Genomic DNA, 16,984 nt, shown 5'->3' on the forward strand with positions numbered 1-16,984 from the left:
GTTGTGACGCCTCCTCGCGTTCAGACCCCCGCGGTCGTGTCTCTCATGATGAGACGGAAATATCGGGATATGGACACTGTATCTGTTGTTTCCCAACATTGCGTTTGCATCTCGTATGGCGAGACGGCAGTATCGGGGTATGGACAACTCTAGCGGGGTCGGAGTACTCGACAAGGCGGTTCTCGTACTCAACGCCCTGGAGGCGGGCCCGGCTTCCCTGGCACAGCTCGTCCAGGCGACCGGCCTGGCAAGGCCGACGGCCCACCGGCTGGCCGTCGCGCTGGAGCACCACCGCATCGTCTCCCGCGACACGCAGGGCCGGTTCATCCTCGGCCCCCGCCTGTCGGAACTGTCCACAGCCGCGGGCGAGGACCGGCTGCTCGCCGTCGCCGGCCCGGTGCTCACCCAGCTTCGCGACCTGACCGGGGAGAGTGCTCAACTTTACCGGCGTCAGGGCGACGAGCGGGTCTGCGTGGCCGCCGCCGAGCGCGCCAGCGGGCTGCGCGACACGGTGCCGGTCGGCTCCGCCCTGCCCATGACCGCGGGTTCCGCCGCGCAGATCCTGCTCGCCTGGGAGGAGCCCGACCGGCTGCACCGCGGCCTTCGAGGGGCCAAGTTCACCGCCGCCACGCTCGCGAGCGTACGCAGGAGGGGCTGGGCCCACAGCGTCGGCGAGCGCGAGCAGGGCGTGGCGAGCGTCTCCGCGCCCATCCGCGGCGCCGGCGGCAAGGTGATCGCCGCGGTTTCCGTGTCCGGCCCCATCGAGCGGCTGACCCGTACGCCCGGCCGGATGCACGCCGCCCCCGTCGTCGCGGCCGCCGAGCGGATCACCGAAGCCATGCGCCGCGCGAACTGATCGGAGAGCGGTCCGGGCAGCCCCCGGCGCCCCCTCCCGCCGGTCTTGACCCCGTCGCGTCACCCGGAGCGGCGCCTCGCCGCATTGGTCGCCCCACCCGCCCTGGACACCGCTCCTTCCGGGCAAATCCTGGCGGTCGCGGCACTAGGCTGGCGGGGTGACAGACCGCATCGAGGCAGCCGCCGCTGAACTGCGTCCCCTGCTCCAAGAATTCATCCTCTGGGCGCCGGACAACGCACCCGGCAGCGACCCCGATCTCGTGGGCCCCGTCGCCCTGTGGCATCGGCTGATCGCCCGCAACGACGTCGGGCTGTGGAAGCGTGGAGACCTGCGCACGGTCCTGCTGGAGCGCATGCCCCAGGTCGTCGAGGACCCCGACGCCGCCGCGGACGGCATGATCACCGCCGTCCGGTCCTATCTGACGTTCCTGTCGTCCACCGGACGGCTCTCGCCGGGCTCGGCGTCCCTGGAGACCCTGCTCGCGGAGCTGGACGAGGTCGAGGACGACTTCGTGGACGCGATGGAGGACACCATCGCCGAGCGCGACTGGGACGAGGAGGAGGACGAGCTCGACGAGGACGAGGCCGACGAGGGCCTCGGCGACTTCGAGCCGTTCGCCGACGAGATCGGCGCCCTGCCCACGATCAGGCTGCGTCCCGACACCGAGCTGGCCGAGGCGGCCCGCGGGGTGACGCTCATCGCACAGGCCCGCGACCTGGCGCTGTGGGTCGGCACCGGGCGCAAGGTGGGCGAGGAGACGCTGCTCACCGAGTCCGAGGTGGACGAGGCGGTGCGCACGCTCGGCCTGCCCGACGCGCGCAACATCTGGAACCTGTGGAACCTCGCGATCGACCTGGAGTTCCTCGCCCCCGACGGCGACGACACGGTCAGCGTCGACTCCGACACCGCCGCCTGGCCCTTCGAGGACGACGACGACGTCCTGGACGCCTGGATGCTCGGCCTCCACTCTCTCGACTACGGCGACCCCGAGCTGGACGACGACGATCTCACGCTGGCCCTGTCGGGCCTGACCCGCGCGCTGCTGATCCGCGTGCTGCTGGCCGACGGCACGCGGCCGGTGTCCTCGCTGCGCGAGGAGCTGGCCGAGGCCGCGGCGGAGTACGACGACCTGGGCGCCGACGCCTGGGCCGCGGCCGGCGACCCGCTCGCCTCCGTGCTCGCCTGGCTGACCGGCTACGGCATGGTCACCGTCGAAGGCGACGCGGTGACCCTCACGCCGCTCGGCACCGAGGGCCTCGTCCACATGCTGGACGACGAGGACATCGAGATCGACGCCCGGCCCGCCATCGACGCCATGACCGCGCTCGACCTGCTGTCGTTCAGCGCCGACATGTCCGAGGAGGAGGCCGACGAGGAGTTCGCCGCCTGGCTCGCCCTGCGCGACCCGGAGCGGGCCGCCTCCGAGCTGCTCCAGGCCGCCGCCGAGGAGGAGGCCGACGCCCTCGTGCGAGTCCAGGCCGCCAGCCTGGTGGGCTCCCTGGGCGAGGCCGCCATCCCCGCCTGGCAGGAGGCGCTCAAGGAGCCCTCGCTGCGGCCGTACGCCGCGACGCACCTGACCCAGATGGACGTCGAGGACGCCCCGGAGCCGACCCAGGCGGACACCCACTGGCTGATCCTCGACATGTGGACGATCTCCGCCGGGCTCGGCAGGCCGGAGTTCGTGTCCAGCCTGCACGACATCGGCCCCGCGCAGACGCTCATCGGGCTGCTCGACGTGATCTGGAAGGTCCACCACCCTCACGTCGAGGAGCTGCTGGACCTCATCGGCGAGACCCACCCGGACAAGCAGGTGGTCAAGGCCGCCAAGCGGGCGCTGTTCAAGGCGCGGTCGGGAAGATAGCGCAGGTCGTCGTGCCGTGGGCGTACAGCTTGCCGTCGCCCACGGCCGTCAGCCGCGCCTCCGCGGTCGCGACCGTCCTGCCGACGTGCAGGGCGGTCGCCTCGCACCTCAGCGTTCCCGTGTGCGCGAAGGCGGGACGCACCATGTGGACGTTGAGCTGGGTGGTGGTGTAGCCCCGCCCGGCGGGCAGGCGGCTCATGACCGCGCAGCCCAGCGCCGAGTCGAGCAGCGTCGCGAAGTAGCCGCCGTGAATCGAGCCCAGCGGGTTGTACTGGTGCTCGCCCGTCTCCCCCTCGAAGACCGCGACCCCCGGCTCCACACGGACGAGGGTGAAGCCCAGCGTGCCGGCGATCGGGGGCGGCGGGAACCGCCCGGCGAGCAGCGCCCGCAGGAAGTCGATCCCGCTCATGTCGGCCGGAGGCGTGGTCGTCGGAGCCCACGTATGCGTACGCGTGTTCGCTGTCGTCGTCATGAGTCTAATTTTCGAACTCAGGGTTCCCGTAACGCAAATCGCGCACATCCCGAGGCGAGGAAACCTAGTCTTGTCGTGTGATAACGGCATCACTGAGCGCGGGTGGCGCCCCCGGCTGGCAACAGGGCGTCGATCTCGCCCTCGCGCTCGTGTTGTCGGCGGCGATCGGGCTGGAGCGGGAGATCCGGCAGAAGAGCGCCGGGTTGCGCACGCACACGCTCGTGGGGTTCGGCGCCGCGCTGTTCATGCTCGTGTCGAAGTACGGCTTCTCCGACATCCTCGGCGAGTCGGTGGTGCTCGATCCGTCCCGGGTCGCGGCCCAGATCGTCTCCGGCATCGGCTTCATCGGCGGCGGGCTGATCTTCGTACGCCGCGACGTGGTCAAGGGACTGACCACCGCCGCCGCCGTGTGGCTCACCGCCGCGGTCGGCATGGCCGCGGGGGCCGGCCTCTGGTGGCTCGCCGTCCTCGCCACGGTGGGGAACTTCGTCGTGATGCTGGGGCTCACCCCGCTGGCCGCCCGGCTCCCCCGCTCCAAGCACGCCCAGTCACGGCTGCGCCTGTCGTACGCGGACGGACGGGGCGTGCTGCGCCAGGCCCTCGCCGAGTGCACGGGCCTGCGTTTCGTGGTCGACGAGCTGTCGCTGGAGCAGCCCGGCAGGAGCCACGACGCCGGCACGGTAACGGTCACCCTGCTGATCCGCGGCCCGGGCTCGATCGCGGACCTCACGAGCAAACTGGCCGAGATAGAGGGCGTGGTCGCCGTCGCCTGTGAGGACGCCAACGCCCAGCACTTCTAGCTCGCTTCCAGCCAGGTGGCCGGTCCGGTGGCTAGTCCGGTGGCGGCGGATAGAGCCCGAGCTGTGCGAGCAGCTCCAGTTGGTCGCAGTAGAACTGGTAGCCGATCACCAGCCCGTCCTCGACCGTGGCGATCTGGCAGGCACGCAGGTGGAATCGCCGCTCCGTCGCCTCGATCTCCTCACCGGTCGGCAACAGCAGCGGACCCTTGTGCGTGCCGGTCAGCGTCGACTCGTTGACCGCGCAGTCGCCGACGTCCAGCTGACGCCAGATCAGGTGGTGACAATCCGGAAAGGCGACGAAGAACCTCTCCAGGTATGACGCGACCTCCATGCGCCCGTCCGCCGTGCCCTCCGGGCCCACGATGGCGCCCCGTGGATGAAACAGCAGGGCCGCGCCTTCGACGTCATGAGCGTCCAAGGCGCGCACCAGCCGGTCCAAGATCTCCCGCGCCGATGTCACCGTCCATCACCCCCCGCCCCGTCGCTTCCAGCGTAAGCGGCGGGTCTCGGAGGGTAACCCGGCGCAGCGGGCCATGAGCGGGGCGCGGCGTCCGTAACGGCGAAAACCCCGGCACGGGCAAGTGCCGAGGTTCTCGGTGGATGTAGCCCCCACCGGATTCGCGCCCGCGCAGCGGGCCATGAGCGGAGCGCGGCGTCCGTAACGGCGAAAACCCCGGCACGGGCAAGTGCCGAGGTTCCCGGTGGATGTAGCCCCGACCGGATTCGAACCGGCGCTACCGCCTTGAGAGGGCGGCGTCCTAGGCCACTAGACGACGGAGCCGAGTGCAGTGAAGTAGTCCCGAGCGGATTCGAACCGCCGTTACCGCCTTGAGAGGGCGGCGTCCTAGGCCACTAGACGACGGGACCTTGCACACTGCGCTGTTTCCAGCAGAATCCCTTGGGGGGATCCAGCTGGGGTACCAGGACTCGAACCTAGACTAACGGAGCCAGAATCCGTCGGGCTGCCAATTACCCCATACCCCATCTGCTCGCGGGGGCCTCGCGGCTCTCGCTTGCGACTCCGAAAGAATAGCCCAGCTTGCGACCCACTACCAAAACGATTGCGGCGCGCCTCGCGATCTCGTGATCCGATGCCCCGTACGCAGGGCCGATCCCCCGGAGGAAGGCCGGATCTTCGCTGGTGGAGAACGGCGGTCCTCCTGCGCGCGGGGCCGGATCCTCCTGTGCGAGGCTGGGGGAAACCGTCAGCACCACGTGAGGAGCCGCCAGCCATGACCTCGGCCGCGAACCCCTTCCTCAGCCCGAGCACCCTGCCCTATGGGCTGCCCCCCTTCCAGGAGATCAGGGAGGAGCACTACGCGCCGGCGTTCGAGCAGGGCATGGCCGAGCAGCTCGCGGAGGTCGAGGCGATCGCCGAGAACCCGGAGCCGCCTACCTTCGAGAACACGATCGAGGCGCTGGAGAGGTCCGGCGCCCTGCTCGAACGGGTCTCCGCGGTGTTCTTCAACCAGGCGTCCTCCGACACGACGCCGGGCGTCCAGGAGATCCAGAAGGACGTCACGCCGAAGCTCTCCAAGCACGCCGACGCGATCCACCTCAACGCCGGGCTCTTCGCCCGCATCCAGGCGGTCGAGGCGGCCGACGAGGAGCAGCGGTGGCTGCTGAAGCGCTACGTCACCGACTTCACCCGGGCGGGCGCCACGCTGGGCCCGCAGGACCAGGCCAGGCTCCGGGAGATCAACGAGCGGTTGTCGGCCCTGGGCACGACGTTCGAGCAGAACCTGCTCGCCGACACCAACGAGCGGGCGGTGGTGGTCGAGGACGTGGCCGAGCTCGACGGGCTGTCGCAGGACGCGATCCAGGCGCTCGCCGACCAGGCCGGGGAGCGCGGGCTGGACGGCAAGTATCTGATCACGCTGGTCCTGCCCACCGGGCAGCCCGCCCTGGCCGAGCTGACCAACCGGTCCCTGCGTGAGCGGATCCACCGCGCCTCGGTCGGGCGGGGCGCGGCGAACGCCGAGCTGATCAAGGAGATGGCGGTCCTGCGCCGGGAGCGCGCCCGGCTGCTGGGCTACGAGAACCACGCGGAGTACGTCCTGGCCGACCAGACGGCGGGCTCGACCCGTGCGGTCACCGAGATGCTCGACCGGCTCGTGCCGCCCGCCGTCGCCAACGCGCGCAAGGAGCAGGCCGACCTGGAGGAGATCGCCGGTCACCCGATCCAGCCGTGGGACTGGGCGTTCTACTCCGAGAAGGTGCGCAAGGCCCGCTACGACATCGACAGCCGGCTCATGCGGCCGTACTTCGAGCTGAACACCGTGCTGGAGAAGGGCGTCTTCAACGCGGCGTCGCGCCTGTACGGCGTCACCTTCCACGAGCGCACCGACCTGTACGGCTACCACCCCGACGTACGGGTCTTCGAGGTGCGCAACGAGGACGGCTCCCCGCTGGGCCTGTTCCTCGGCGACTTCCACGCCAGGGCCTCCAAGCGGGGCGGGGCGTGGATGAACAGCCTGGTGCGGCAGTCGGGCCTGGAGGGCACGAGGCCGGTCGTGGTCAACAACCTCAACATCGTCAAGGGCGAGCCGACCCTGATGACGTTCGACGAGGTCAACACGATGTTCCACGAGTTCGGGCACGCGCTGCACGGGTTGTTCTCCGACGTGCGCCACCCCCGGTTCTCGGGCACGGCGGTGCCGCGCGACTTCGTCGAGTACCCCTCCCAGGTGAACGAGATGTGGGCGACCCATCCGGAGATCCTGGCCGAGTACGCCCGGCACCACGAGACGGGCGAGCCGATGCCGCAGGACCTCGTCGACCGGATGCTGGAGACGCAGAAGTTCAACCAGGGCTTCGCCACGCTGGAGTACCTGGCCGCCACCCTGCTCGACTGGGCCTGGCACACGGCGTACGACGGCGAGGAGGACGTGGAGGAGTTCGAGCGGCGGGCGCTGCGGGAGGCCGGGGTGGACCTGCCGGCCGTCCCGCCGCGCTACCGCAGCACCTACTTCGCCCACATCTGGGCGGGCGGCTACAGCGCCGGCTACTACTCCTACATCTGGAGCGAGGTCCTCGACGCCGACACCGTCGAGTGGTTCAACGAGAACGGCGGGCTGCGCCGGGAGAACGGCGACACGTTCCGCCGGGCCCTGCTGTCCCGGGGCGGCAGCGTCGACTCGATGACGGCGTTCCGCGACTTCCGGGGCCGCGCCCCGGAGATCACTCCCCTGCTCGACCGCCGCGGGCTGCTGTAAGGGCTCCGGTAGCGGTCACGTCCGGGTGAGGTCCGATATCGCCTGCCGGAGCCAGTCCTTCTCCGCGGCGGTCACGGCCCGGGCGACGAGCATCATGCCGCGGCGGAAGGGATCGGGCGTCTCCTCGGCCCTGAGGGGCTTTCCGCCGCGGTAGAAGAAGCTCGCCGGCGTCTCCAGGAAGGCGAGGCGCCGGCGCAGCACCCGCGCCTGATCCTCGGGATCGGGCAGCCGGGACAGGAACGCCAGCACGGTGAAGAACCTCGCCTGGTCGCTGATCTCGAGATCGGACGGCTCCCGCAGCCGCCTGAACAGCTCCTCCCGGCCCCGCTCGGTGATCGTGAGCACCTGACGCCGGGCGGCACCCGAGCCCTCCTCCTCGTGCCGCTCAAGGAGCCCCGCGGCCTCCATGCGGGCGATCGCCGGATAGAGCGCGCCGTCGCTGACCGGCCGGACATGCCCGCTCAGCTCGGCGATCCGCTGCTTGAGCTCATATCCGTGCATTGGCTCCTCGTCGAGGAATCCGAGGATCGTCAGCGCCAGGTCACCGCTTGCCACGGCGGCATCGTATCGTTATACCTCTATTCGATGTATCTCGATTCGATGTTCTCAGGATGCCGAGGTGAACGTATGCGCCTGATCAGGCTCGCCCTGCCCGTCTACGTCGAGCTGCTGACGGCCGTCGTGGCCGTCGGGCTGATCGACACGCTGTGGGTCTCCGGCCTCGGCAGCGAAGCCGTCGCGGCGGTCACGGTCGCCACCACGACCGAGAACCTGGCCCTGGGCGTGATCCTGTGCATCGGGACCGGCACGACGGTCCTGGTCGGACGACGCGACGGCCGCGCCCCGCTGGCCCCGGTCATCCGTACGGCCTGGCTGCTGCTGGGCGGCTTCGCCCTGGCCGTGGCGGTGCCCGGCGTGCTGCTGCGCGAGCCGATCGCCCGCCTGTTCACCGACGATCCCGTGACGGTGGGGCTGGCCGCGGGCTACTACGCGGTGGTGTTCGCCGGTATCCCGATCTTCTACGCGCAGAACCTCGTCGACGGCGTCTTCAAGGGACTCGGCGACACCCGGACGCCGATGCGGACCGCCCTGCTCTGCAACGTGCTCGTGATCGGCCTCGACCCGCTGCTGATCTACGGGCTCGGCCTGGGCGTGCGCGGAGCCGCGCTGGCCACCGTGGCGGCCCGTCTGGCCACTTTGGCCGTGTCCGCCCTCCTGCTCGTACGGCGGCTGCGCGCGCGGACGGGGGCGGAGAAGGGCACGGTCAGCCGGTCGGACGCGGCGGCGATCCTGCGCACCGGGCTGCCCATGTCGGGCGACTTCCTCGCCCGCGCGCTCGTGGGCATGGCGCTGACCGGCATCGTCGGCCGGCACGGCGTGGCCGCGCTCGCCGGGTACGGCATCGGCCTGAAGATCATGATGGCCGGGGTGATGTCCTTCTACGCCCTCCGGCAGGCGGCGATGATCCACACCTCGCGGGCCGGCGAGGCGGACGGCCCGCCTCGTGGGCACGCCGCTCCCGTGGTGCGTTATGGCCTGGCCGCGGGGCTGGCCGCCTCGCTCGTGCTGAACGCGCTCGCCCCCGCGGCCGTGGGCCTGTTCACGGCCGACCCCGCGGTGGCCGCGGAGGCCGTGTGGTTCCTGCGCTGCATGCCGCTCTATCTCGTGCCCTTCGGCGGGCTGATCGCCGTCGGCGGCGTGCTGCAGGCCGGCGGGCGGGGCGCCGGCCTGCTCGCGGCCACGCTGGCGGGCTTCGCCGTCCAGTTGCCGCTGGCCTTCCTGCTCGGCGCCCGGATGGGCACCACGGGAGTCTGGCTGGCCATGGCCGCCGGCGCCGCGCTGTCGCTCGGCCTGGTCAGCCCAGCCTGGCGAGGGCCGCGCGCACCCGGGCGAGCGAGCGCTCGCGACCGAGCACCTCGATCGACTCGAACAGCGGCAGGCCCACGGTCCGGCCGGTGATCGCCACGCGGACGGGGGCCTGCGCCTTGCCGAGCTTGAGCCCGTGCGCGAGGCCGACCTCCTCCAGGGCGGTCTTGAGCGACTCGGGGTTCCAGTCGACCGTCTCCAGCCGCTCGGCGTACCCTGCCAGGATCTCGGCCGCGCCCGGCTTCATCGCCTTGTCCCAGGACGCCTGGTCGAAGACGGGCTCGTCGAGGAACAGGAAGTCGACGTTGGCGGTGACCTCCGACAGCACGGCGACCCGGGTCTGCACCAGGTCGGCCACGCGCTCGAACACCGAGCGGTCCCACGACGGGTCGAGCCACGGCTCGCAGCGGGCGACGAACACCTCGCGTGGCAGCGCCCGGATGTACTCGCCGTTGAAGGCCCGCAGCTTCTTCTCGTCGAAGAACGCCGGCGCCTGGTTCACGTCCTCCAGCCGGAACAGCGGCATCATCTCCGACCACGGCATGATCTCGCGGTCGTCGCCGGGCCCCCAGCCGAGCAGCATCAGGTAGTTGACCATCGCCTCGGGGAGGTAGCCCTCGTCGCGGTAGGACTCCAGGGCGACCTTGTCGCGGCGCTTGGACAGCTTCTGCCGCTTCTCGTTGACGATCACCGGCACGTGCGCCCAGATCGGCGGCTCGTGGCCGAGCGCCTCCCACAGGAGCTGCTGCTTGGGCGTGTTCGACAGGTGCTCCTCGGCCCGTACGACATGGCTGATGCGCATCTCCATGTCGTCCACGACGTTGGCGAGGATGAACAGCGGCGAGCCGTCCCCGCGGACGATGACGAAGTCCTCCATCGCCGAGTTGGGGAACTCCACCCGGCCGCGGACCTTGTCCTCCACCACGGTCACGCCCTCGTCGGGCGTACGGAACCGCACGGCGCCCTCGGTGAGACCACGGTCGCGGCAGTAGCCGTCGTAGCCCTGGTGTTCCGAGCCGGTCCTGGCCTTCACGTCGTCACGCGTACAGGTGCAGTGGTAGGCCTTGCCCTCCTTGAGCAGCTTGGCCGCGGCGTCGCGGTGCTGCTGCTCGTAGGCGGACTGGAAGTAGGGCCCCTCGAAGTGCGGCGAGTCGCCGCTGATGCCGATCCAGGCGAGGGCCGAGATGATGCCCTCGGTCCATTCCGGCCGGTTGCGTGCCGCGTCCGTGTCCTCGATGCGCAGCACGAACGTGCCGCCGGACTGCTCGGCGATCGCCCAGTTGAACAGCGCCGAACGGGCGCCGCCGACGTGGAACATGCCGGTGGGCGAAGGGGCGAAGCGCACCCTAGTCACGTGAGATCACCCGGTTAGTGAGAGTTCCGATTCCTTCGATGGTCACGCCGACCTCGTCGCCCACGGACATCGGCCCCACCCCGGCGGGCGTGCCGGTCAGGATGACGTCGCCGGGCAGCAGGGTCATGACCGCGCTCACGTACGCGATGAGCGCGGGGATGTCGTGCAGCAGGAGGGAGGTGCGGGCGCTCTGCCTGACCTCGCCGTTGAGCGTCGTGGTGATCGCCAGGTCGGCCGGGTCGAGCTCGGTCTCGATCCAGGGACCGAGCGGGCAGAACGTGTCGAAGCCCTTGGCCCTGGTCCACTGGCCGTCCCTGGCCTGCAGGTCGCGTGCGGTCACGTCGTTGGCGCAGGTGTACCCGAAGATCACCTCGCTCGCGCGCTCGGCGGGGACGTCACGGCACAGCCGGCCGATCACCACGGCCAGCTCGCCCTCGTAGTCGACCCGCTCCGTCAGCTTCCCGGGGTAGGCGATCGCCTCCGACGGCCCGATCACGGTCGTGTTGGGCTTGAGGAACATCACCGGCTCGGCCGGAGGCTCGCCACCCATCTCCCTGGCATGGTCGGCGTAGTTCTTGCCGATAGCGATGATCTTGCTGGGCAGCATGGGGGCGATCAGGCGGACCTCGGCGACCGGGAACCGCTCGCCGGTGAACTCCACCCCGTGGAAGGGGTGCCCGCCGATGCGGGCGATGACCTGCCCGCCCTCTTCCACCACGCCGAAGGCGACCTGGTCGCCCATCGAGAACCTCGCAATACGCACGTCACGAGCCTAGTGCCGCGACCGCCAAGGTTTGCCAGAAGGAGCGGTGTCCGGAGTGGTGCATCGCAAGGCGGAGGAGGAGGCCACAGCGGAGCCGTGGGCGTCCACACAACGCAGCGAGGTGCCGTTCTGGGCGGCGCGACGGGCGGCGCGACGAGCGACTCGACGGGCGACTCGACGGGCGAACACAGACGGGAGGGGCACGAAGTGGGGGACGCCGGGTGGGCGTACGTAAGGTGGTCACGTACGTTGTCGAGCGCTACGGGGAGTCGATGTGCCTTCGGTCGTGAAGATCAATGTGCTGACGGTGCCCGAGGAGATGCGGCGCGAGCTGGAGAAGCGGTTCGCCAACCGGGCCGGGATGGTGGAGTCGGCCGACGGGTTCGAGTGGTTCGAGCTGCTGCGGCCGGTGGAGGGCAGCGACCGCTACCTCGTCTACACCCGCTGGCGCAGCGAGGAGGACTTCCGGCGCTGGCAGGAGAGCCGGGCGTTCCAGGCGGGGCACGCGCAGGCCGCCGCCGAGGCCGGGGCGCAGGGCCACGGACACGGCCAGGCCCAGGCCCAGGCCCAGGCTCAGGGGCAGGCTCAGGGACATGGTCATGGTCACGGGCAGGGCCCGGCCGCGACCGGCTCCGAGCTGTGGACGTTCGAGGTCGTGGAGAGCACCGGTCCCAAGCAGGACGGCTGAGTCAGACCCGTCGGCGTCGCTGTCCGCGGCCCGGCCTGTCCGCGACGAGGACAGGCCGTGTGGGATGCGTGAATTCCTTGCCCCGGAACGCGGGGCCGCCGCTCGCGTGTCTCCATGCCGACCCTGCGGCCGACCCTGCGGATGGCGTCCTGACCGAGACGGACCCGGACGCCCCGCCGGGCCGTCGTACGTACGGGTTCAGGCGTCGAGCGGGTGGGCGGCGATCCGGGCGGCGATGCCTCCCGTGACGGAGCGGTCCGCCGCGCAGCCCGGCTTGCGCCGCGACTGATCCTCGAAGGCGGCGAGGAACTCCGCGCCGAACCCGAGCCGGGGATGCCGCGCGAGCACGGCGGCCCGGGCGTCCTGCGGAAACTCCTCGGGCCGCCGTCCCGACACGTCCCACGACGTGGCCACCTGCAGCATGTGCGACTCCGGGTCGTCGGACGCGGCGACGTCGTCGCGCATGTGCACGACGATGATCTTCTCGGCCCGCGCGGCCCTCTCCGGCGACCATCCGGCGGCCGTGCCGAAGACCCAGGCGAGGCGTCCCCCCGCCTCCTCGAACGGCACCGTGTGGCTGTCGAAGGTCTCGGTGAGCCCGATGTCGTGAAGCAGGGAGGACACGTAGTAGAGCTCGTCGTCGAACTCGATCCCGTGCGCCCGGGCGTAGCCGGCGCCCCACACGTAGGCCCTGATCGAGTGGTTGAGCAGCGCGGGCGAGCAGAAGCGGGTGGCGACGGCGAGCGCGGCCGCGGCGGCGGGCGTCTCGGGGAACGCGTCTCGGAACGCGTCTCGGAACGAGTCTCGGAACGCGTCCGGGAACCTCTCTGGGAACGGAGCCGGCATGGCCTCATGCTGGCAGAGCGCGGAGACCGGGCGCGAGCAGCCGTACGGCCACGTGCCGCATGATTCGGGCCAGCCCGGCCCGAAGTGGCTTTTGTGAGCAGTTGTGCACTTGTAATCAGAGTGACTTGACCAGATCGCCAGAATTCGGACAGCATGAGCGGCTCCCAATTCGATCTCGGAAGGAATCCGGCGTGTTCCGCCGCCTCTCAGCCCTCTCTCTGGTGGCCGTCCTCCCGCTGACCGCGCTCGCCGTGGCCGCACCCGCCCAGGCGCGGGCGCCGCACCGCACCGCGGAGTGCCAGGGAGACTGGCTGCCCGCGACCCCCACCGCCGGCGACGTCATGAGCGGCAAGCTGTCCTTCCTCGGCCTGCCCGCGGTCATCGTCGGCAAGGACGTCAACTGGCACACGGACCCGTACAAGAACCGGTCCTGGCAGATGGTGTTCCAGTCGCTGCGGTGGATGGGCCGGCTCGTGGCCGACTACGAGACGACCGGAGAGGAGGACTACCTCAGCCGGGCCGAGGAGATCGCCAAGGACTGGGTCAAGGACAACCCGTACGGCGGGCGCACCACCAGCCCGTACGCCTGGGCCGAGCACCCGATCGCGCTGCGCGCCCCGGCCCTGGTGTGCCTGAGCAGGTATGTGAAGGCCGACTGGCTGACGAAGAGCCTGGCCCTGCACGCGAAGCTGCTGTCGGACCCCAAGAACTACGAGCTCGGCCACAACCACGGGCTCGACCAGGACATCGGCCTGCTGCGCATCGGCTGCCGCTACGGCAACGCGACGTGGAAGAACCTCGCCGTGAACCGCATGGTGAAGTCGATGAAGCTCGACATCGACGCGCAGGGCGCGCTGCGCGAGCAGGCGCCGCGTTACGCCATCTACGTGCACGACCGGCTCAGGGTGGCGGTCGACACGATCAAGGACTGCAAGATGAAGGTGCCCGCGGCGCTGGCCACCCGCTGGGAGAGCCTGCCGCGGCACATCAGCGCCGCCACCCAGCCCAACGGCTACATGGTGCCGATCGGCGACGGCCCCGCCGACGTCCAGCCGACCGCCTTCGAGCACGCCAGGTCCACCGTGCAGGTGTTCAACGCCGGCTACGTGTTCGGCCGTACGGCGTGGGACGACCCCAAGTCGGCCTACTACTCGATCCGCTTCGGGCCGGCGCTGAAGTTCCACGGCCACGAGGACCACATGGGCGTCACCTACTACGCCCAGGGCCGCTCGATCCTCACCGAGGCGGGCTTCGTCTCGTACGAGAACACGCCCTACCGGCGGTGGACGATGAGCCCCGAGGCGCACAACGTGCCGATCATCGTGGGCAGGAAGTTCCGCGGGCACACCCCCACGGCCCTGGTGTCGAAGTCCGTTCGCAAGGACCGGCAGGCGTTCACGTTCACCGACAAGGCGTACGGCGTGCCGCGCAAGCGGTCGGTGCTGGTGAACCACGGCGAGGACGTCATGGCGGTGCTCGACAGCGGCGGAGGCAAGCTCCAGAACCTGTGGCACCTCGATCCCAAGCTGAAGGTCGTGTCCGACTCGGGCGGGCAGGTAGTGGTGGGCGACGGCGACTGGAAGGCGTCGATCGTCCAGCTCGCGATGCCGTCGTGCAAGCCCGTCGGCGGCCAGCGGGTGGTGCGCGGGCAGACCTCGCCCTACCAGGGCTGGGTCTCGCCGAGCTACATGCACAAGGAGCCGGCTCCGGTGATCGTCTCGCCCGTGGCCACGTCGCTGCTGACCGTGGTGGTGCCCGGAACCGACCGGCCGGAGGTCAGCTGCTCAGGACGCACTCTGATCGTTCACACCCCGGCCGGTTCGGTCACGCTGCACGCGAGCTCTGCCGGCACGCTGTCGTAGACCTCCTCCCCCGACAGGAGGGCGGCGGGCGGTTATCCGTACACCGAGGGTGACGGGGAGCCGCCCGCCAGAGGACCGGCCGCCAGTTGCTTGGCCTGCTCGGGCACGTGGCCGAGCTTGTCGACCTCCTGTGCCAGCCCCTCGAGGACCGCCCGCAACTGCACCTGCGTGACGTCGGCGAACGTGCGCAGGTAGGCGATCCGGCGCTCCAGCTCCTCGGCCTCGGCGCTCTGCAGCCCGTTGCCCGACGCGCGGTAGGCGCCGACCGCCTGGTTGGCGGCCTCCTCGGCCTGCCGCTGCGCCTCCATCAGGAGTTCCTCGTACTGCCGGCGGGCCTGGCTCACGATGCGCCGCGCGTAGTCCTCCGCCTCCGCGATCTGCGCGTCGGCGGTCTGCTGGGCGCGGGACAGGATGTTGATGGCGTCGACGTTCGGGGTCTGGGACACGGCGGCCTGCTCCGGGTTCATGCCGTGTTCCTTGTACCACTGCTTCATGCGGTCGATGTACGCCCGCAGGTCGGCCTTCTCCTTGTCGCTGGCCGCCATGTCCTCCGCGACGCGGTAGAGGAACGCGCGCACCTCGTCCTCGCTGTAGCCGCGGCGCCCGAGCGAGGTGCGCGTGAACTCCTGCTTGCGCACCCGATCCGGGGTGAGCGGCTGGCGCTCCCCCGTCGGGTTGCCCCAAGGCGTCTCTGCCGTCATGACTCCCGACCCTTGTCGCTCGTGAACTCGTCGAAGTGGATCTGCTCGGTCGGCACGCCGGCGTCCAGCAGCCGTCCGACGGTGGCCTGTGCCATCTCCTCCGAGCCGCAGACGTAGACGTGCTGGCCACGCCATCCCTGCAGCGCGACGTCCACGGCGTAGCCGCGGTTGCCCCGATAGAAGGGGTCATGGGAGACGACCGGCACGACGTTGAGCCAGGGGTGCTCGGCGGCCATCTTGGCCATCGCCTCGTAGTCGTACAGTTCCCTGGAGTTCCGGGCGCCGATCACGAGGTCCACCCTGCGCGTCGGGCCCTCGTAGGCGATCTGCTCCACGAGCGCCTTGAGCGGCGCGAGGCCGGTGCCACCCGCGATCATCAGCAGGTCGCCCTGGACGTCCGCGGGGAGCGTCAGCCGTTCGCCCACCGCCGCGCCCACGCGCAGCACCTCGCCCCGCCGCGCGCCCATGACGAGCGCCGAGCTGAGCACGCCGCCGTCGACCATGCGTACGTGCAGGTCGATGGTGTTGTCCTGGCGGGGCGCGTTGGCGAAGGAGTAGAAGCGCCACACGCGCGGCCGCATGGCGTAGGAGATCGACGCCGACTGGCCCGGGCGGAAGGGGTACTGGTAGTTCAGCCGCGCGCGGATGACGGCGATGCCGAGGGTGCGCGTCTCGTGGCTGATGATCTCCGCCTCCCACCAGGGCGGGGAGACCTTCGACGACTCGTTCGCCGCGTCGACCATCACCTGGGCGACCAGGTTGTACGCCTGCGTCCAGTCGTGCGCGAGAGTGGGCGTCCACCGGTCGCCCAGGAAGTGCTCCAGCGTGGCGAGCAGCGCCTGGCCGACGGCCGGGTAGTGGGTGGCGGTCACCCCGAACTTCCGGTGGTCGCGGCCGAGCTGCTGCAGGAACGGGACGACTTCCTCCACCCGGTCGACGTTGCTGACGACGCGGCCCAGGGCGCCCACGAGCTTGTCACGCTGACGCGCCATCGACACCGGGAACATGTCCCGTACGTCCGGGTTCATCAGGAAAAGAATCGAGTAGAAGTACAGCGGCACCTGGTCGCCCGATCGGGAAACAAGGTGCCAGCTGTCCTTGAGAGCCTGCGTGTCCACTCAGTCGGCCGTTTCCGCGGGCTCGGCGACGATGGACGACTTCACCTTGCCGAGGACGAGGCCGACGTCGCGCAGGATGTCCTCGCCGACGCCGCCGCCCTGCAGCACCGCGACCAGGTGCTCGCCGACCTTGTCGTAGTGCTCCGACGTGATGCCCATGCCGGCGTGGGCCTCGCCCAGGTCACGGCCCTCGTACGGCTCGGGCCCGCCGAGGACGGAGCACAGCAGCATGACCATGTGCCGCTTCAGCCTGGGCATGTCGATGCCGGTGAAGTACGGCTTCAGATCGTCGTCGCCGAGCACGCGATCATAGAAACGCTCGACGACCTCGCGCACCACAGGTGCGCCGCCGATCTGGTCATAGTAAGACGGCGAGGTGATCACAGACCCTCCCATTCCGGGTGCACCAGCGAGGGGGATGACTGCGAGCCGAAAATTTTCGGACTCCACGCAGTCACGTGGCTGGTCATGGTGACAGACGGTCGCTCGGCTCTCACGGCACCGGCCGCCTCCGAAAAAACGATCAGAAGCATGGCGGCAGGCACCGCGACAGCACGGGGTTCGGTGCGCAGCTACTTCTTG

16 protein-coding genes and 3 tRNA genes are annotated in these 16,984 nt (G+C 70.3%); 7 read left to right on the top strand and 12 right to left on the bottom strand.

The features are described from left to right. Positions 1-139 precede the first annotated feature (139 nt). Positions 140-856: an IclR family transcriptional regulator gene (locus tag OHB01_RS02750; protein WP_079312748.1), complete on the top strand. Its 717-nt coding sequence runs from the start codon at positions 140-142 to the stop codon at positions 854-856. A 157-nt stretch (positions 857-1,013) separates the two neighbouring features. After that, positions 1,014-2,717: a hypothetical protein gene (locus tag OHB01_RS02755; RefSeq protein WP_328709296.1), complete on the top strand. Its 1,704-nt coding sequence runs from the start codon at positions 1,014-1,016 to the stop codon at positions 2,715-2,717. On the opposite strand, the gene OHB01_RS02760 is transcribed toward OHB01_RS02755, so the two are convergent. Then, positions 2,695-3,189: a PaaI family thioesterase gene (locus OHB01_RS02760; protein ID WP_147943801.1), complete on the bottom strand. Its 495-nt coding sequence runs from the start codon at positions 3,187-3,189 to the stop codon at positions 2,695-2,697. The genes OHB01_RS02755 and OHB01_RS02760 overlap by 23 nt on opposite strands. Before the next feature lie 77 nt (positions 3,190-3,266). Between OHB01_RS02760 and OHB01_RS02765 the strand changes: the two genes are divergently transcribed. Continuing rightward, entirely contained in the window at positions 3,267-3,989 is a 723-nt protein-coding gene (locus tag OHB01_RS02765) for an MgtC/SapB family protein (protein WP_142646083.1), read from the top strand. Between the two features lie 31 nt (positions 3,990-4,020). Here the strand turns inward: OHB01_RS02765 and OHB01_RS02770 are convergent, their stop codons facing one another. The 4 genes from OHB01_RS02770 to OHB01_RS02785 all read right to left on the bottom strand — a co-directional run bounded on the left by OHB01_RS02770 (position 4,021) and on the right by OHB01_RS02785 (position 4,973). After that, positions 4,021-4,449 carry an ester cyclase gene (locus OHB01_RS02770; protein ID WP_142646085.1) on the bottom strand — a complete coding sequence of 143 codons (429 nt, stop codon included), beginning with the start codon at positions 4,447-4,449 and terminating at the stop codon, positions 4,021-4,023. 248 nt (positions 4,450-4,697) lie between these two features. Then, positions 4,698-4,770: transfer RNA gene (locus OHB01_RS02775), tRNA-Glu, on the bottom strand. Positions 4,771-4,783: 13 nt separating this feature from the next. Next, positions 4,784-4,856: transfer RNA gene (locus OHB01_RS02780), tRNA-Glu, on the bottom strand. A gap of 45 nt (positions 4,857-4,901) precedes the next feature. Further along, positions 4,902-4,973, bottom strand: a tRNA-Gln gene (locus tag OHB01_RS02785). A gap of 248 nt (positions 4,974-5,221) precedes the next feature. On the opposite strand from OHB01_RS02785, the gene OHB01_RS02790 reads away from it, so the two are divergent. Further along, complete coding sequence (locus tag OHB01_RS02790; protein ID WP_328854889.1) at positions 5,222-7,204, top strand: M3 family metallopeptidase; 1,983 nt, start codon at positions 5,222-5,224, stop codon at positions 7,202-7,204. A 15-nt stretch (positions 7,205-7,219) separates the two neighbouring features. Here the strand turns inward: OHB01_RS02790 and OHB01_RS02795 are convergent, their stop codons facing one another. Next, positions 7,220-7,759: a PadR family transcriptional regulator gene (locus tag OHB01_RS02795; protein WP_142646088.1), complete on the bottom strand. Its 540-nt coding sequence runs from the start codon at positions 7,757-7,759 to the stop codon at positions 7,220-7,222. Between the two features lie 72 nt (positions 7,760-7,831). On the opposite strand from OHB01_RS02795, the gene OHB01_RS02800 reads away from it, so the two are divergent. Beyond that, positions 7,832-9,163: an MATE family efflux transporter gene (locus OHB01_RS02800; protein ID WP_328854890.1), complete on the top strand. Its 1,332-nt coding sequence runs from the start codon at positions 7,832-7,834 to the stop codon at positions 9,161-9,163. Here OHB01_RS02800 and gltX read toward each other — a convergent pair. Both gltX and OHB01_RS02810 read right to left on the bottom strand, forming a co-directional pair. Beyond that, positions 9,060-10,388, bottom strand: coding sequence for a glutamate--tRNA ligase (gene gltX, locus OHB01_RS02805; RefSeq protein WP_205829978.1), 1,329 nt, complete (start codon positions 10,386-10,388; stop codon positions 9,060-9,062). The two genes, OHB01_RS02800 and gltX, sit on opposite strands and share 104 nt — an antisense overlap. 28 nt (positions 10,389-10,416) lie before the next feature. Next, on the bottom strand, positions 10,417-11,187 hold the full coding sequence (locus OHB01_RS02810) for a fumarylacetoacetate hydrolase family protein (RefSeq protein ID WP_142646094.1): 771 nt from the start codon (positions 11,185-11,187) through the stop codon (positions 10,417-10,419). A gap of 274 nt (positions 11,188-11,461) precedes the next feature. Here OHB01_RS02810 and OHB01_RS02815 point away from each other — a divergent pair, with 274 nt between their 5' ends. Beyond that, entirely contained in the window at positions 11,462-11,875 is a 414-nt protein-coding gene (locus tag OHB01_RS02815; protein WP_328854891.1) for an antibiotic biosynthesis monooxygenase, read from the top strand. A gap of 198 nt (positions 11,876-12,073) precedes the next feature. Here the strand turns inward: OHB01_RS02815 and OHB01_RS02820 are convergent, their stop codons facing one another. Beyond that, entirely contained in the window at positions 12,074-12,721 is a 648-nt protein-coding gene (locus tag OHB01_RS02820) for an HD domain-containing protein (protein ID WP_205829941.1), read from the bottom strand. Between the two features lie 191 nt (positions 12,722-12,912). Between OHB01_RS02820 and OHB01_RS02825 the strand changes: the two genes are divergently transcribed. Continuing rightward, positions 12,913-14,583 (top strand): heparinase II/III family protein, encoded by a 1,671-nt coding sequence (locus OHB01_RS02825; RefSeq protein ID WP_328854892.1) that lies wholly within the window; start codon positions 12,913-12,915, stop codon positions 14,581-14,583. A gap of 32 nt (positions 14,584-14,615) precedes the next feature. Here the strand turns inward: OHB01_RS02825 and OHB01_RS02830 are convergent, their stop codons facing one another. From OHB01_RS02830 to OHB01_RS02840, 3 genes are read right to left on the bottom strand one after another with little or no spacing between them, the layout of a single operon-like run. Further along, positions 14,616-15,284 carry a DivIVA domain-containing protein gene (locus OHB01_RS02830; protein WP_168065704.1) on the bottom strand — a complete coding sequence of 223 codons (669 nt, stop codon included), beginning with the start codon at positions 15,282-15,284 and terminating at the stop codon, positions 14,616-14,618. Then, positions 15,281-16,402 carry a globin domain-containing protein gene (locus OHB01_RS02835; protein ID WP_142646100.1) on the bottom strand — a complete coding sequence of 374 codons (1,122 nt, stop codon included), beginning with the start codon at positions 16,400-16,402 and terminating at the stop codon, positions 15,281-15,283. The genes OHB01_RS02830 and OHB01_RS02835 overlap by 4 nt, the downstream gene beginning before the upstream one ends. Next, a complete protein-coding gene (locus OHB01_RS02840; RefSeq protein WP_142646102.1) occupies positions 16,403-16,786 on the bottom strand; it encodes a group I truncated hemoglobin in 384 nt (127 codons plus the stop codon). Between the last annotated feature and the right edge of the window lie 198 nt (positions 16,787-16,984).

Origin of the sequence: Microbispora hainanensis (assembly GCF_036186745.1) — a bacterium.
Taxonomy (GTDB): domain Bacteria; phylum Actinomycetota; class Actinomycetes; order Streptosporangiales; family Streptosporangiaceae; genus Microbispora.

Coding starts and splice junctions, on each gene's coding strand:
- OHB01_RS02830 (WP_168065704.1), bottom strand. CDS start 15,284: ATGACGGCAGAGACGCCTTGGGGCAACCCGACGGGGGAGCGCCAGCCG.
- gltX (WP_205829978.1), bottom strand. CDS start 10,388: ATGTTCCACGTCGGCGGCGCCCGTTCGGCGCTGTTCAACTGGGCGATC.
- OHB01_RS02820 (WP_205829941.1), bottom strand. CDS start 12,721: ATGCCGGCTCCGTTCCCAGAGAGGTTCCCGGACGCGTTCCGAGACTCG.
- OHB01_RS02750 (WP_079312748.1), top strand. CDS start 140: ATGGACAACTCTAGCGGGGTCGGAGTACTCGACAAGGCGGTTCTCGTA.
- OHB01_RS02790 (WP_328854889.1), top strand. CDS start 5,222: ATGACCTCGGCCGCGAACCCCTTCCTCAGCCCGAGCACCCTGCCCTAT.
- OHB01_RS02760 (WP_147943801.1), bottom strand. CDS start 3,189: ATGACGACGACAGCGAACACGCGTACGCATACGTGGGCTCCGACGACC.
- OHB01_RS02800 (WP_328854890.1), top strand. CDS start 7,832: ATGCGCCTGATCAGGCTCGCCCTGCCCGTCTACGTCGAGCTGCTGACG.